This window comes from Boseongicola sp., assembly GCF_057460485.1.
Genome location: NZ_JBVCWP010000082.1, coordinates 1 through 14,362 on the forward strand (window position 1 = coordinate 1; position 14,362 = coordinate 14,362).

Below are 14,362 nucleotides of genomic sequence, written 5' to 3' on the forward strand. Positions count from 1 at the left end.
CGGCGACCTCGGCAGAGGCGACAGAGGCTAGCACTTCTTCAGTTGCGGGATTAATCACGTCAAAGCGGGTTTTTTCTGCGCCTTCGACCCATGTGCCGTTTATGTAGAGATTGGTGTGTTCCATGCTGGTCGTATCCTAAACGAGGTGATGCAGCGGGTCGGCAAGACGCCGCGCGAGGCCTGAGACAAAAGCAATGGCTTGGGCGTCTTCCAAATGGTCGTTGCCGAAGTCGAAAGTCATAAGGTAGCTATCCCCATCCGCCCCGATGCTCAGGGTAGGCAAACCCGCGTCGCCTAACCGCAGCGACGTCAGAAAGCTATCACACAGATTATGAAGAACCAGCGTCGCGTCTTCTTCAGTTTCCTGAGGTGTAACGGACAGCCGGGTGAAGTCGGGGTTGCGCAAATACGCACCGTCGCCGTCAGGATCAGAGACGTGCACGACAACGGTCGCGGCTTCTGTTGCCGCACGGAAAGCACCGGCAGCAAAGCTTGCAAACAGCGCGTTTGGTGGGATCTTGATTGCACCGTCAGCTTGCATCCAGTCAATGAAGTCGCGCGCGCCTTTCTGGCTGCAACGCGCAGTGATCTGCTTTGCCACGACCATGATGCCCGGCTGCCCCGGTGCCGCGGCGCTTGGTATACTGCGCAGCGTCATCAGGTCAGATACGTGGTACGGCATTGACACCCCGGCATTGGCAAGCTGGCCAAGGTCGAGGCCTTCTTCGGCTGCCAAGCGACGGGCTTTAGGCGAGGCAAGGATACGGCCATCGCTCGACTCTGGGGCTGCAGCCACGGGTGCGGTTGGCACGGCTGACGTCAGCTCAGGTGTCAATTCAGGGGCTGCGACAGGTGCTGCGGCAGCCGGGGCAGCCAAAGCGTTATCCGCCGTGGCGCTAATGACCGCGATGACCTGCCCTACCGGCACATCCTCGCCGTCGCCTGCGCTGACTTGCGTCAGGAAGCCGTCGGCCTGCGCCTCAACTTCCATGACAGTTTTATCGGTTTCAACCTCAAACAATAGGTCCCCAGTTGCTACTGGATCACCCGGTTGCTTGAGCCATTGCACCAATTTTCCGGTGTCTTGCGCCATACCGAGTGCTGGCATGATGACGTCAAGCGGCATCGATCATCTCCCCCGCGACCAGCATCCGCGCCTTTTCTGCGACACCTTCTGGCGTAGGAACGGTAACGTCTTCCAATGCTGGGCTAAACGGGATCGGCACGTCCATTGCGCCCATGCGGATGACGGGGCCATCGAGGTGGTAGAACGATTGTTCCATGATCCGCGCGGCGATTTCGGATGTCACCCCAAACGACTGGTGACCCTCGTCAATGACAATGCAGCGGCTTGTCTTACGCACACTTGCATTGATGGTATCCATGTCGAGTGGGACAATGGTCCGCGGGTCGATGACTTCGGCACTGATGCCCTCTGCGGCGAGAATGTCGGCGGCTTTTTCTGCGACCTGCACCATCGAGGACGTGCCGATCAGCGTTATGTCAGAGCCTGAACGTTTGATGTTGGCCTCGCCGAAGGGGATAAGGAATTCTTCCTCCGGCACAGGGGCCTTGTCCTGATACATCAGTTTGTCTTCGAAAATGACGACAGGATTGTTGTCACGGATCGCTGTTTTCATCAGGCCCTTTGCCTCATAGGCCGACGATGGCATGGCGACCTTAAGTCCGGGTATATGTGCCACAAGCGCGTGCAGCGATTGGCTATGCTGTGCTGCCGAGCGGCGCGTTGCACCCATGTTCGTGCGCAGGACAAGTGGTACGCTCAACTTTCCACCGGACATGTAGTGCGTCTTGGCGGCCTGATTGCACAGCTGATCCATGATCAGAAAAATGAAGTCGCCAAACATCAGATCCACGACGGGGCGCGTACCTGTCATTGCTGCGCCCACGGCAATTCCCATAAAACCCGGCTCCGCTATAGGCGTATCGACAACGCGACCGGTGCCGAACTCTTCGACAAGGCCGGACAATACTTTGAACGGCGTGCCTGCTTCGGCCACGTCCTCACCTATAATAAAGACGGTTTCATCACGGCGCATTTCTTCTGCCAGGGCTTCGTTGACGGCCTGGGATAGGGTGATCTCTCTCATTGTCTTCTCCTCAGGCAAGCGCGTGTTTGATGTCGGTGAAGACATGCATATCCACCTCCGAAGCATCAGGATATTTGGCGTCGAGCGCATATTTGACGGCAGCGTCTGCATCGGCGGAGATTTCGTCGTTCATCGCGACGATCTCGTCCTCAGTCGCCAGGCCTTCCTCCACCAGATAGGCGCGGAAGCGGATGATCGGATCGCGGTTTTCCTTCCAATCCTTCTCTTCCTCCTTGGAGCGGTAGTATTCGCGATTGATGTCACCCACGTGGTGGCCGTGATAGCGGTAGGTCATCAATTCCATAAAAAACGGGCCTTCGCCCTTGCGCGCGCGGGCGACAAGATCGGTCGTCAGTTTGTTGACGGCAAGCACGTCTTGCCCATCTACCTGATGTGCCTCAATGCCGAAGGCTTCCGCACGGGCGGTAATAGAACCTGCGGCGATTTCTTCGGTTTTGGTGTATTCGGAGTATCCGTTGTTTTCGCAAGCATAAATCACCGGCAGTTTCCAAAGTGCAGCCATGTTCATGACCTCATACATCAGACCCTGCGCCGTGGCTCCGTCGCCGAAAAAGCAGACGGCGACATCGTCCTTACCGAGAAGTTTGGAGGTAAACGCCGCCCCGGTGGCGATGCCCATGGAGCCGCCAACGATGGCGTTGGCGCCAAGGTTGCCATTAGACTGATCGGCGATATGCATCGAGCCACCCTTGCCGCGGCAGTAGCCTTCTTCCTTGCCCAGAAGTTCGCAAAACATTTCCTTGAAAGCGGCGCCTTTAGCGACGCAATGACCGTGCCCCCGGTGCGTTGATGTGATTTTATCAGTGGTTTCTAGCGCCTCGCAGATGCCGACCGCGACGGCCTCCTCTCCGGAATACATATGCGTTAAGCCCGGCATTTTGGCCGACAGATACAGCTGGTTGGCGTTGTCTTCAAATGTGCGGATCCGAACCATCTGGCGATACATGCGCAGATAGTCCTCGCTGTTGGTCTTTTTCTTCGCAGGGCTCATGGCATGGCTCTCAAAAAAGGGCCCGGCCCCCATAAACAGGGAGCCAGGCAGTTAGGGAGTAATCAGTAGCGGTTGGCGATGGGAAGCTCTTCGGCGGGGAAGAGCGAGATTACCTCGCAGCCAGTGTCCGTCACCACGACCTCTTCCTCAATCCGGGCAGCGGAATAGCCATCTTTCGCCGGGCAGTAGGTTTCCAGCGCAAAGACCATGCCAGTCTGAATCTCCATCGGGTTCTCGAAGCTGACCGCGCGGCTAATGATCGGGCGCTCGTGCAGCGCAAGACCTAGGCCGTGGCCAAACTGAAGGCCGAACGCCGATAGCTCATCTGGGAAGCCAAGGCTTTCAGCGGTGGGCCAAACTTCGGCCACCTTGTCGGTCGAGACACCCGGTTTGATCCGATCGATGGCCAGATCCAGCCATTCACGCGCCTTGACATACGCATCGTTCTGCACTGGCGTCGCGCGACCAATGTTGAAGGTGCGGTAATAACACGTTCTATATCCCTGATAGCTTTGAAGAATATCAAAGAACGCCTGGTCGCCAGGGCGGAAATAGCGATCTGTAAAATTGTGCGGGTGCGGGTTGCAGCGCTCGCCCGAAATGGCGTTGATCGCCTCTACATCATCACTGCCCATCTCGTAGAGCATCTTGTTAGACAGGGCGACAATGTCGTTCTCACGCACACCTGGCTTCAGCTCTTCGTAGATCATGTGGTATACACCGTCGACCATTGCGGCCGCCTGCGTCAGAAGCTGAATTTCGTCCCAGTTCTTGATCTCACGGGCCGACAGCATGACCTGCTGTCCGTCGACAACATTCAGGCCCGCCTCTTGCAGGGCGTGGAACATCGCCGTTTCGGCGTAATCCACGCCAACCGGCATATCCTTCATGCCAGCATCCTCAATCAGGCCCGCAATTTCTTCAGCGTATTTCTTCATCAGACCGAAACTTGGCGGGATCGTCCCGCGCATTCCCACGACACCGGCGCGGCAATGATCCGGCACCAGCCAGTCAGAGTATTTCTTATGGTGCACGGCGGCCGAGCCGAAGTCCCAGACATAAGGGGCATCATCGCCCGTCAGCAGGCAGAAGCGACACATTTTGTCGCGTTCCCATTCACCAATTTTCGTAGCGGATACGTAGCGGATGTTATTCACATCAAAGAGCAAAAGCGTACCGCAATCACTGTTCTTGAGGGCTTGGCGTGTCCGGCCCAAGCGGTAGCGCCGCAGGCGGTCATGATCGACGCGCTTTTCAAAATCAACTGCAGTGTGACCCCAAGCAGGGATCTTACCTTCCCAACGCCAGTTGGGCTCGATGTCCTGCGGGGTAAGCAGGTTGGGCATAAGCGCATTTCCTGGATGATCTGACATGAGTTTGCCTTTCATTAGGGGTACGCGATTAGCGCACATTACAGAAAAAATGGTATGGTCAGATCCGACTGAAAAGGCGACTCTGCAAGACTTCATTCTAAACAGTTCTCGACGCTGTGCAATCGTTCGCATAGACCGTACACGCGCCATTTCATCCACAATGGATATCTACCGCGATCTGTTTTTTACTTGGGGCTCCATGCTGACGCTGAAACGCAGGCTGACTAGGCTCCCATTCTCAATATCGAGTTTTGTCGCGTGTGTAGAGCTCAGCGATGCCAGAGCTGTCCAAATTGGATTAATTCTATCCAGGGCAACGTTTGATGGAATAGCCAAAGCATATCCGCCAACCGGAGGAATTGGGCAGCCCAATGGCAAGCAAGGAGGCGGTGTGTATTCGGTGACGCCATTTGCCGGAGCTTTAGCTTTGGGGTCCGCGATTGGCACTATGCCGAAAGATGAGCGGCCATCCAATCAGCGGCCTGTGTCCGGTACTTGTAGGGGCGATTGTTTGCCACGTGGCCGCCGTCTTCAACCATATTCAGCACGACCGGCCCAGAGACGGCTGCGGCCAGCCGCTCGGTATGTTCGGGCGGGATCACGCGGTCAAGTTTTCCCCCAACGATATAAATCGGACAGGTGATCTGGCCCGCCACGTCGACCAGCGACATACGCTCGGCTATCTTTCGAGCAGCCTCGGCATCCGCAGACTTGGTGCGGGCGATAACGGCTTCGCGCGTTAAAGCTGGGGCCCGGTCGAATGCCTCGGCAAAATCGAATGGCCCGGTCAAAGAGATGCAGGCGCGCGCGCGCGGTTCGAACGCTGCGGCCCTAGGGGCGTAATAGCCACCCAAGCTGACGCCCCAAAGGCCAACACGGCCTGCATCAACATCATTTCGGGTTTCAAGGTAGCCGATCACCGCGCCGACAGGGCCTTCATATTCTGGCAGGATTGCATGGTCATATTCTGCTTCGCCTTGCCCCGGCCCGTCGAAGGCGAGCGTTGCCATGCCACGGGCGAGAAACACCGCTTCGTTAGTGTGCATCTCTTCCTTGGTCGAATCCAATCCCATAATCATCACAACGACAGGTGGGCTCGGCACGCCGCTCGGTTTGCGCAGATTGCCGAATAGCGTGTCCCCATTCCACGGGATTGCGACGCGTTCGCCCGGCGGGTCAAGCAGAGGCAATGCTCGATTGCGGCTTTCAACCGCTTTGTCGTGAGCCACGCGCATTTGCGCAACATCATGGACGAAGAGAAACTTGCCAAAATGATAACAGACACCAGCGGCGGTGAAATGTTCGCCCGCACTCAAGGCAAGATCGGCGGCTTCACTTTCGCGTCCAAGCGCATGATGCACGTCGCCTTTTGCAACCCAGGCGGAGCACCAATCGTCCCAACTTATGATGCTGCTGGTCACGTCCTGAAAATCCGCCAACTGAATGCCATTCGACAAGAACCGGTGGGACCAATGTGCCGTCGCCGCTGCAACGCGCGCATCGGGTTTCGCGGGGGTGTCAGTCATCTTGAATCTCCTGATTGGTCGGGGCACGACAAACGCCGCGCCCCAGCCCAATTACATGTTGTCGGCCTTCCAGGCCGCAACGTCAGCTTCAATGTCTGACTGTTCAAAGTTGTTGACCCGTTCGATATAGACAGGATTAAGGATTTCCCCTGTGGGGACGTCGCCGTTGATCATGCCAACTGCGGTCATTTCAGCAATAACCGCTTCCCAGATATCGGCCCGAAGATCGCCGTAGGTGTCGCCATCTGGGGTGTGAAGCCCTTGAGCCGCTTGCAAAAAGATCGTACCAAGCTCTTCGTTGACCCAGTTCTCCGGATCCGCTTTCATCGCCATAGCCCGGGTGACATCAAGGTCGACTAGGCCAGCGGCAGCACCCTTGGCCCAACCGCGCAGGAACCCTTCGACCAGCGCATCGTTTTCGCCGCCGATCGCATCATGGCGCATGGCGTAGTTGTTGGCGGGTTGCTCGCTCATCTCTGACGGTAGGAGGTTTTTGGTCATTACATCCTGAGACGCCAATGCGACGAAATCGGAAATCGCGCCGACAATGGCCGAAACCTGACCATTTTTTAGCGAGTTGGCCAGCAATGGCGCACTTTCACCAAGCACAGCAATGGTTACGTCGCCTTCAGTAAGACCAGCGTGACCAAGTGCTGACAGCAGTAGGCCCCGGTCGCTCTCGCCTACGATGCCGATGGTGGTCCCGCTCAGTTCTGCCAGCGATGTCACTGGATTGTCGTCAAGAACAAAGACGCCTTCGACAGCGCCATGCATGACTTCATAGACGACGTCAAAATCAAATCCGCGCTCGTGTGCCAGAATGACTTCTGAAGGATCAAGCGAGGCAAGATCCACCTGCCCGTTCTCTAAAAATGCCGTTGCTGGTAGGTCCCCACCATCGATCAGTGTGACGGACACGCCTTCCTCAGCAAAATATCCAAGCGCTTCACCCACAAGCAGCGGATACCACGCGGTGTGGCGCGGCAGCGGTGTGAGCACATTGATCTCTTTCAAATCCTGTGCCGCGACAGGCGCGGCACTGACGGCGGCGGCTAGCAGAGCGGCTGCAATTCTCAATTTCATGGTGTTCTCCCTTGGTTGGTTTTCGTTGTTTGAATTGGTTTCAAGTTGAATCTTCCGTTGCTCATTCTTTGAGCAGATCGGCATGTTTCGCCCGCAAGCGATGCGCACTCTTAGTCACCAGATTATCGTCTTTCCAAAAGATGACGCGGCGGTCGGCGAATGTGGCCGTGCCATATAGCAACAGGCCCATGCCCGTCAGCATGATGAGGCACGCAAAGGCTTCTGGCAAAAGAAGCTGGAACGAGAATCGTTGGATCAAAACTCCGATCCCTACGCTGGCGGATACGAATTCGCCCACGATTGCGCCGATCAAGGCCAACGATATTCCCGTCTTGAAACCTGCCATTATGACCGGCATCGCACCGGGCAATTGCAGATGGCGAAAGATCTGCCACCGCGAGGCGCGCATCGACTCGAACATTTCCAGTCGCTCGTCATCAACCTGCATCAGTCCAGTGAGGGAATTGATGAAGATTGGAAAGAAGCAGATGATGGCGGCGATGGCGATCTTGGGCTCCATATTGAAGCCTAGCCACGCCACAATGATGGGAGCCACGGCGATCCGAGGCGTGACTTGCAGAGCCACCATATAGGGCGAGATCAGACGCCGGAATGTCTTGTTCATTGCACTTAGGATCGCGATGGACAGACCAAATCCTGCTCCCAGCAAAAAGCCAACGACGACTTCTGTTAGCGTCACGAAGAAATGCTTCCAGATCAGCGCCTTGACGATCGCAAGATCCCACCAAGCGAAGACCACATCAAAGGGCGACGGCAGGATCAGCCGGGAGACCCATTCATTGCGCACTGCCAGTTCCCATATGCTGATGAAGAACACAAAGACGATAAGGTGCTGTGCCCAAACCGGGATCGAACGGGGCGCTGACGCACTCGGTATATTCGTTGCGTACTCGCTCATATGAAGCCTCCCAGCGTATCGCGGATGTTAAAAACAAGGTCGTTGTATTCGGACGATTTTGTCATCTCGATAGTGCGAGGTCGGGGCAGCGGCACATCGATTGTCGCGGCCAAACGACCTGGACGCGGTGTCATGACAAAGACCCGATCGGCGAGGAACACGGCCTCTTGAATGTTGTGCGTCACAAACAAGATCGTCGCATCAAGATCGCTTTGGATGCGCATCAGTTCGAGGTTCAATCGTTCGCGGGTGAATTCATCCAGCGCGCCGAACGGCTCATCCAGCAACAACAGCTCCGCACCCGAAGTAAGGAGCCGCGCAAGGGCGACACGTTGCTGCATGCCCCCCGAAAGCTGGCGCGGATACGAGAATTCAAACCCTTTCAAGCCCACAAGGTGGATCAGATCAATCGCCCGTGTCTGGTCCGCTTTAGTAACTGTCCCCGCCAACGTGATCGGCAGCAGGACATTATCGAAGACCGATTTCCAGTCCAGCAACGTGGGCTTCTGAAACATCATCCCAATCTCTGCCCGCGGACCATCAACCGGCGTGCCAAAGATGTTGAGTTGCCCGGCCGTCGTCTTGATCAGACCTGAGACCAGTCGCAGTAGTGTTGATTTGCCACACCCCGACGGACCGATCAGCGAGACGAATTCGCCGCGCTTCACATGGAAGCTGGCGTCTTCAAGCGCAACGACCGGACCGGGGAACACCATCCCTGTCCCGTTTGCTACAACGATGTCGTCTCGCGCGTGGGCCGGTGGCTCCATAGCGGTGGATTGGTTCATGTCTGTGATCATCCTTTGCTCACAAGAATTGCACCGCCAAGGACAAGGGTCAGTCCCAACAGACGCTGTATCGAAATTTCGCGGACAGGCAGGCCGAAGGCGCCCATATGGTCCATGATGGCTGACCCGATCAACTGGCCACCAATGACGCAAACGAAAAACAGGAACGCCCCGGTGACCGGCGCAATCACCACGCCGCCCGCCACGAAAAGAACGCCGATCACGCTGGTCAGATAGACCCACCAAGGCACGGCAGTCAAGGTTCGCACGCTGATCTCGCCGCCATTGCCGCGCAGTGTGATGAATGCAAGGCCGCACAAGAAAGCTAGGAAAATGGCCACCGTCGTAGCGCCATAGGGGCTGCCGATTGAGCGGGCCAGAATGGCGTTCAGCAGCGGTTGGATTGTCACCAGCGCGCCAAGAAGGATGGCGGCGGCCATGTAGGGAAAGGGGTTCACGATGCGGTCCTGCTTTCCTCATGAAGTCGCGCAAGATGCGGATACTTCTCGGTCAAAAGAGCGCCGTGATAGTAGGTCGCCTGGAATTCCGGCGTTTGCCGCAAGCGTTCAAGCCAGGCCTGAATTTCGGTATGTTTGTCCCAGACGTGGCTAAGAAGAATGTCGCCCATCCGCACGATGACGGGCATGATGGCAAGATCCACAAGGCTGATCTGCTGGCCCATGATCCACGGGCCGCCACTCTGTGTCAGCCAGTCCGCCATCCGTTCAATCCCTCGGCGAAGTCGACCCATCGCCTCGTCCATATCGGTTTGCGGAAAGCCGGTGCGCCCCATCCGCATCAGGAACTCGCGCCGCAATGGTTTGCTGTCGCAAAGCGCCTGAAACTCATCCTCGGACATCGCCTGAAAGTGCGGCAGGAAAGCGAGGTTATAAGAGGGCACGCGCACCGCCGGAGTTGGCACCTCGTCGACAAACCGCATCATCGCGCGCAGTCTTGCGACCTCATGCGGATCGCTCGGACGCATCGACGCTGTGTTAGGGCAGATGTCTTCGATAAACTCCAGGATCACCGCGCTGTCGATCACCGGGACACCCTTGTGGACCAGTGCTGGCACGACCCCATTGGGATTGATTGCCAGATACTCTGGCTTTAACTGGTCGCCTGAAAAAAGGTCAAGCTTGTGCTCTTCAAACGCCAACCCTTTGGCATGAAGGGCGTAGCGAACCCGCTGGCTGCAGGTTGATTGTGGCGCATTGTAAAGGACAAAGTCAGCCATCAGGTCAGTCCCAATTCAATATGCGCGGCAGCATGTTGTGCTGTGCAAGACTGCCAACGATGCCAAGCGGAAAGAACATCAGCGAGATCATCATGATCAGCCCGGTGGCAAGAATGTTGATCTCGGACGCACCAAGGGTCGCGACAAACAATTCGTTGAAGGCAACAATCAGGATCGCCCCGACAACCGGCCCCGCGATGGTGCCCTTGCCGCCCAGAATGCACATCAGGACCATATTGACCGAAATCAGGATCACCAGAAATATGTTGGGCCGGATATAGGTCAGATATTCGCCCCAGACGGCCCCGGCCATGCCGACGAAAAATGCCGAAATCGCAAACGCCAATACTTTGTAGGTGCGGGTATCAATACCCGCGCTTTCGGCCTTGATCTCGTCTTTGGAAATTGCGCGCAGGCCAAGGCCAAATTTAGAGTGCTTGATCTTGTAGGAGACCCAGACGGCGAAGGCAGCCATGATCACGAAGGCATAATAATAGGGCAGTTTTGCCCAGACTACCGACAGGCTGTTTGCTTTCAACGAGACACCCGCAGCACCGCCGACGAATTCCCAGTTTTCAAAGAAAATCCGGAAGATCATCACTAGTGCCAGTGATGAGATGATAAAAGAAGGGCCTCTCACCCGCAGAGTGATTAGGCCAATGGCATAGCCGGCCATGGCCGCCACAAGCCCGGCAATTGGCGCCAGAATGATTGTTGATACACCGTAGCGGGCAAAGATCATTCCGGCGAAATAGCCACCGATGGCAAAAAACACGTTGTGCCCTAGGGAGATATAGCCGGTGAACCCACCAAGGATATTCCATCCCGAAGCCATGACGACATAGCACGCGGTATAGAGCACCAGGTGAATGACGTAATTGTAATTGCCGACAAACTGGAGCGCAGGCAGCGCCATAAGCACGACCATAAGCCCAATGGGAAACCATGTGGCGCGCCGTTTCTCGATCGAGGATGCAAGTCCATCGTTGTAGGTTTTACGCGCTTTAAGGATGTCGCCAGTTTCAAGGGTTGTCATTATGCGAGCTCCGGCTTTTCGCCAAAGAGCCCTTGGGGTCGGACCAACAACACAACAAAGAGCGCCACAAAAAACGTCAGCGTCGACCACGTGGCGCCAAAGTAAAAGCCCACGAAAGCCGCCACGACCGATAGGATATAGGCGGCCAGAACCGTCCCAAGGATCGAGCCCATCCCTCCGAGGACAACCAGTGACATCAGGATCGCGATCCACTCCCAGTGCTTGGCGGGAAAGAACGACAGGATGAAGGACACAAGCGCGCCTGCCGCCCCCGCCAAGGCGATTCCGATGGCAAAACTGACGAGGCCGACAAGGTTGACGTTCACGCCCAAAAGCTCTGCCGCCTCTCGGTTTTGAGTGGTAGCGCGGATGGCATTGCCAAAACGCGAGTACTTCATGAATAGCGCAAGAAAGGTGATTAGTGTCAGCGACACGATCCCAGCATAAAGCTGACCCTTGGGGATAAATATGTCGGCGATAAAGAAAGCGTCTGTGGCATAGCCCGGCGAGGTCACCCGCTGCGTATTGGTGAAGGCTGTCCCCAGCGCGCCTTCAACCACCATGGCCAGCGCAAACGTTAGCAGCACCGTCATCTCTGAATACTTGGCCGAACGGGCTTCGCGCTCAAAGATCAGCTTGTAAAGCAACACACCAATTGCTCCAAGGATCACGGTCGCTATCGGCAGCGAGATCATTGGATCAACGCCATAAAGCTTGAACGCCCAGTAGGCGACATAAGCCCCGACCATGATCAGCGAAGGATGAGCGAGGTTCACGATCCGCATGACCCCGAACACAAGGCTCAGCCCCGATCCCATCAGCGCATAAACGCCACCGAGTGCCAAACCGAGGATGAGAATTTGCAGAATATCGGCCATTACGCTGCTCTCTTCCCGCCAAGATAAAGCTCCTGAATACGGGGGTCGGCCAAGACCTCTTTTGCCGGACCTTCAAACAGCGTGCGCCCCAGATCGAGGACAACGCCCCAATCGGCATGCTTGAGCCCCATCAGCGCATTCTGTTCGACCAGCAGGATCGTAATCCCCTCTGCGGCCATCGCCCGCATGATTTCAAAAACCTCTGCGACGATCTTCGGCGCCAGCCCCAAGGACGGTTCGTCCAGCATCACGATCTGCGGTTTCAGGATCATCGTGCGTGCCATGGCAAGTGTCTGTTGCTGACCACCCGACATCGTGCCTGCATGTTGATCGCGGCGTTCTTTGAGGATCGGGAATTGCTCTTCGATCTTGTCGATCCGCCGTTCAAGGTCAGACTTGTCGGCCAAGGAATAGCCACCCATCCGCAAGTTTTCCCGCACAGTCATTTTGGGAAAAAGAGCCCGTTCCTGGGGCACAAAACAGATGCCCTTACGCAGGACCTGATCTGGGCGCAGACCGACGATGCTTTCACCGTTGAAACGCACGTCGCCCTGACGGACCTTTAGCATGCCGACAATAGCCTTCAGCAGCGTCGACTTTCCCGCGCCGTTGGGTCCAATAATACAGTGCACTTTGCCGGGCTGGACCGAAAGCGTTGTGCCATCAAGGATCGCCGGCCCGTCACCGTAACCAGCGGTAATGCCGTCAACTTCAAGAAGTTCTGTCACGCTGGCTCCTCCACTTCGCCGCCAAGATATGCTTCAAGAACCTGCGGGTCCTCGCGCACAACTTCAGGGGTGCCATCAGCAATCACGCAACCTTGGGCCATCACAACAACCCGGTGTGACAGGCGCATGATCAGCTCCATGTTGTGTTCGACGATCAGCACCGTCAGACCCTGTTCGTTCAGCTCTCGGATGTGGCCAATGATTTCTTCCAACAGGGTCGGATTCACGCCGCCAGCGGGCTCATCAAGCAGGATGATCTTTGGATCGCTCATCAAAAGCGCTGCGAGGTCCATCAGTTTCTTCTGACCGAAACTCAGGTTCGATCCGTCTTCATTTGCAATTCTTGTGATGCCAAGAAAGTCGAGAATGCCGAGTGCCTTGTCGATTTCGGCCGCGCTCATCGCGGGCTTCAACATGTCGCGCCAGCCTGAGATCTTGGATTGGCAGATCACGTTTTCAAGCACTGTCATATCGGCCAAATTCCGCGAGATTTGAAATGTCCGTGACAACCCGCGCGCGGTGATCTTGTGCGGGCGCAGGCCATCGATGCGCTCACCATCCAGCCAAACTTCGCCTTTGGTCGGGATCATCGTTCGACTGATGCAGTTAAATGCAGTTGTCTTACCCGCGCCGTTAGGACCGATCAGTGCTGTAATTTTTCCGGTTTCCACTTTAAATGAGCAGTCGTCGACGGCTCGAATGCCGCCGAAATATTTGCACAGGCCCTTGACCTCAAGCATTTCGCATTTCCAAATTTTTTGGAGGTGTTGCGGGGTCCGGGCACACGCGGCCCGGTCCCCGCCAGTGCTTAGAAACCGTCTTTGGGATATGTCACCTCAGAGACTTCAGGAAACTCGTCCGTCGGATAGACAAACTGCAGTTCGCCACCGTTCCACTGCGCAATAAGGAACGGTTTATCAACTGGCAGGCCTATATCGTTCCACGAGAAGCGACCCAGAACTGTCCGGACCGGATCCTCTGGCGTCCGCGCCTCAAGCCATGCGCCCATGGCAGCATTATCGGCTGCACCGGCTCCGATAATCGCTTGTTCGATGCCCTGACAAACGGCAAATGGAATGGCCGAGTCCTCGTCTGGCGGCGTGCCGAATTCAGCGGTAAAGGCGTCGACAAAGTCTTGGTTAGAGAACTCCTTGCCCGACAGCATACCCATATAGGGGGCGGCCGGATGCCACGATGTGTGCATCAAGATGCTATCGGACGATTCGCCGGTACCCTCGTAGAATTCGGCCTGGGTTCCCTGACTGTAGTAAACCAGCTTAGGTTCCGCCCGCACTGTCGCAAACGCGCGCGTAATTTGCACAGCTTCTTCGGCAGAGGCTGACAAAACGACGATCAGTTCAGCACCGGACCTTTTGATCGAATTGGCAAGGTTCAGCCAGTCGTTGAAGCCTTCTTCCGGCCATTTCTCGGTGTAGACAACTTCGATCCCGGCTTCCGACAGATAGCCGGGCGCAAGATCAGCGACCACACTACCATCCGCAGGGTCGATCACTTGCGTTCCAAGAAAGCCTGTCTCGACTGCATTGGCAAAGAAGTCGTCAGCCGCGACGACGGCGGCCGTTTTTGGGCGTTCGCCTTCCGGGATCAGATCCTCGATTAGTCCTTGCAGAGAACGACCCACATACTCGGCCGCATCTGGCTGGAAGTAGA

At 56.3% G+C, this 14,362-nt stretch carries 15 protein-coding genes; all 15 read right to left on the minus strand.

Going from position 1 to position 14,362, the window contains the following annotated elements:
* Positions 1-136: 136 nt before the first annotated feature.
* Positions 137-1,126, minus strand: a complete 990-nt coding sequence (locus tag AC221Y_RS11230) for a biotin/lipoyl-containing protein (RefSeq protein WP_299749268.1) — start codon at positions 1,124-1,126, stop codon at positions 137-139.
* Positions 1,116-2,111, minus strand: a complete 996-nt coding sequence (locus tag AC221Y_RS11235) for an alpha-ketoacid dehydrogenase subunit beta (RefSeq protein ID WP_299749265.1) — start codon at positions 2,109-2,111, stop codon at positions 1,116-1,118. Before AC221Y_RS11235 ends, AC221Y_RS11230 begins: the two co-directional genes overlap by 11 nt.
* 10 nt (positions 2,112-2,121) lie before the next feature.
* Positions 2,122-3,123, minus strand: coding sequence for a thiamine pyrophosphate-dependent dehydrogenase E1 component subunit alpha (locus AC221Y_RS11240; RefSeq protein WP_299749262.1), 1,002 nt, complete (start codon positions 3,121-3,123; stop codon positions 2,122-2,124).
* 62 nt (positions 3,124-3,185) lie between these two features.
* Entirely contained in the window at positions 3,186-4,496 is a 1,311-nt protein-coding gene (locus tag AC221Y_RS11245) for a M24 family metallopeptidase (RefSeq protein ID WP_486707341.1), read from the minus strand.
* Between the two features lie 446 nt (positions 4,497-4,942).
* Complete coding sequence (locus tag AC221Y_RS11250) at positions 4,943-6,022, minus strand: alpha/beta hydrolase family protein (protein ID WP_299757767.1); 1,080 nt, start codon at positions 6,020-6,022, stop codon at positions 4,943-4,945.
* Between the two features lie 51 nt (positions 6,023-6,073).
* Positions 6,074-7,105, minus strand: coding sequence for an ABC transporter substrate-binding protein (locus AC221Y_RS11255; protein WP_299757765.1), 1,032 nt, complete (start codon positions 7,103-7,105; stop codon positions 6,074-6,076).
* A gap of 61 nt (positions 7,106-7,166) precedes the next feature.
* Complete coding sequence (locus tag AC221Y_RS11260; RefSeq protein ID WP_299757763.1) at positions 7,167-8,024, minus strand: ABC transporter permease; 858 nt, start codon at positions 8,022-8,024, stop codon at positions 7,167-7,169.
* Complete coding sequence (locus tag AC221Y_RS11265) at positions 8,021-8,812, minus strand: ABC transporter ATP-binding protein (protein ID WP_299757761.1); 792 nt, start codon at positions 8,810-8,812, stop codon at positions 8,021-8,023. The genes AC221Y_RS11260 and AC221Y_RS11265 overlap by 4 nt, the downstream gene beginning before the upstream one ends.
* 8 nt (positions 8,813-8,820) lie before the next feature.
* Entirely contained in the window at positions 8,821-9,270 is a 450-nt protein-coding gene (locus AC221Y_RS11270) for a DMT family transporter (protein ID WP_299757760.1), read from the minus strand.
* Positions 9,267-10,049: a glutathione S-transferase family protein gene (locus tag AC221Y_RS11275; RefSeq protein WP_299757758.1), complete on the minus strand. Its 783-nt coding sequence runs from the start codon at positions 10,047-10,049 to the stop codon at positions 9,267-9,269. The genes AC221Y_RS11270 and AC221Y_RS11275 overlap by 4 nt, the downstream gene beginning before the upstream one ends.
* A gap of 4 nt (positions 10,050-10,053) precedes the next feature.
* On the minus strand, positions 10,054-11,085 hold the full coding sequence (locus AC221Y_RS11280; RefSeq protein ID WP_299757756.1) for a branched-chain amino acid ABC transporter permease: 1,032 nt from the start codon (positions 11,083-11,085) through the stop codon (positions 10,054-10,056).
* Entirely contained in the window at positions 11,085-11,963 is an 879-nt protein-coding gene (locus AC221Y_RS11285; RefSeq protein WP_299757754.1) for a branched-chain amino acid ABC transporter permease, read from the minus strand. The genes AC221Y_RS11280 and AC221Y_RS11285 overlap by 1 nt, the downstream gene beginning before the upstream one ends.
* Positions 11,963-12,691: an ABC transporter ATP-binding protein gene (locus AC221Y_RS11290; RefSeq protein WP_486707342.1), complete on the minus strand. Its 729-nt coding sequence runs from the start codon at positions 12,689-12,691 to the stop codon at positions 11,963-11,965. Before AC221Y_RS11290 ends, AC221Y_RS11285 begins: the two co-directional genes overlap by 1 nt.
* A complete protein-coding gene (locus AC221Y_RS11295; protein ID WP_299757604.1) occupies positions 12,688-13,431 on the minus strand; it encodes an ABC transporter ATP-binding protein in 744 nt (247 codons plus the stop codon). The genes AC221Y_RS11290 and AC221Y_RS11295 overlap by 4 nt, the downstream gene beginning before the upstream one ends.
* Positions 13,432-13,499: 68 nt before the next feature.
* Positions 13,500-14,362 (minus strand): type 1 periplasmic-binding domain-containing protein (locus tag AC221Y_RS11300; protein WP_486707343.1); only part of this gene is annotated, 863 nt, incomplete at its 5' end.

Excerpts from the sequence above, each read along its gene's own strand:
- AC221Y_RS11230 (WP_299749268.1), bottom strand. The coding sequence starts at position 1,126 with ATGCCGCTTGACGTCATCATGCCAGCACTCGGTATGGCGCAAGACACC.
- AC221Y_RS11235 (WP_299749265.1), bottom strand. The coding sequence starts at position 2,111 with ATGAGAGAGATCACCCTATCCCAGGCCGTCAACGAAGCCCTGGCAGAA.
- AC221Y_RS11240 (WP_299749262.1), bottom strand. The coding sequence starts at position 3,123 with ATGAGCCCTGCGAAGAAAAAGACCAACAGCGAGGACTATCTGCGCATG.
- AC221Y_RS11245 (WP_486707341.1), bottom strand. The coding sequence starts at position 4,496 with ATGTCAGATCATCCAGGAAATGCGCTTATGCCCAACCTGCTTACCCCG.
- AC221Y_RS11250 (WP_299757767.1), bottom strand. The coding sequence starts at position 6,022 with ATGACTGACACCCCCGCGAAACCCGATGCGCGCGTTGCAGCGGCGACG.
- AC221Y_RS11255 (WP_299757765.1), bottom strand. The coding sequence starts at position 7,105 with ATGAAATTGAGAATTGCAGCCGCTCTGCTAGCCGCCGCCGTCAGTGCC.
- AC221Y_RS11260 (WP_299757763.1), bottom strand. The coding sequence starts at position 8,024 with ATGAGCGAGTACGCAACGAATATACCGAGTGCGTCAGCGCCCCGTTCG.
- AC221Y_RS11265 (WP_299757761.1), bottom strand. The coding sequence starts at position 8,812 with ATGAACCAATCCACCGCTATGGAGCCACCGGCCCACGCGCGAGACGAC.
- AC221Y_RS11275 (WP_299757758.1), bottom strand. The coding sequence starts at position 10,049 with ATGGCTGACTTTGTCCTTTACAATGCGCCACAATCAACCTGCAGCCAG.
- AC221Y_RS11280 (WP_299757756.1), bottom strand. The coding sequence starts at position 11,085 with ATGACAACCCTTGAAACTGGCGACATCCTTAAAGCGCGTAAAACCTAC.
- AC221Y_RS11285 (WP_299757754.1), bottom strand. The coding sequence starts at position 11,963 with ATGGCCGATATTCTGCAAATTCTCATCCTCGGTTTGGCACTCGGTGGC.
- AC221Y_RS11295 (WP_299757604.1), bottom strand. The coding sequence starts at position 13,431 with ATGCTTGAGGTCAAGGGCCTGTGCAAATATTTCGGCGGCATTCGAGCC.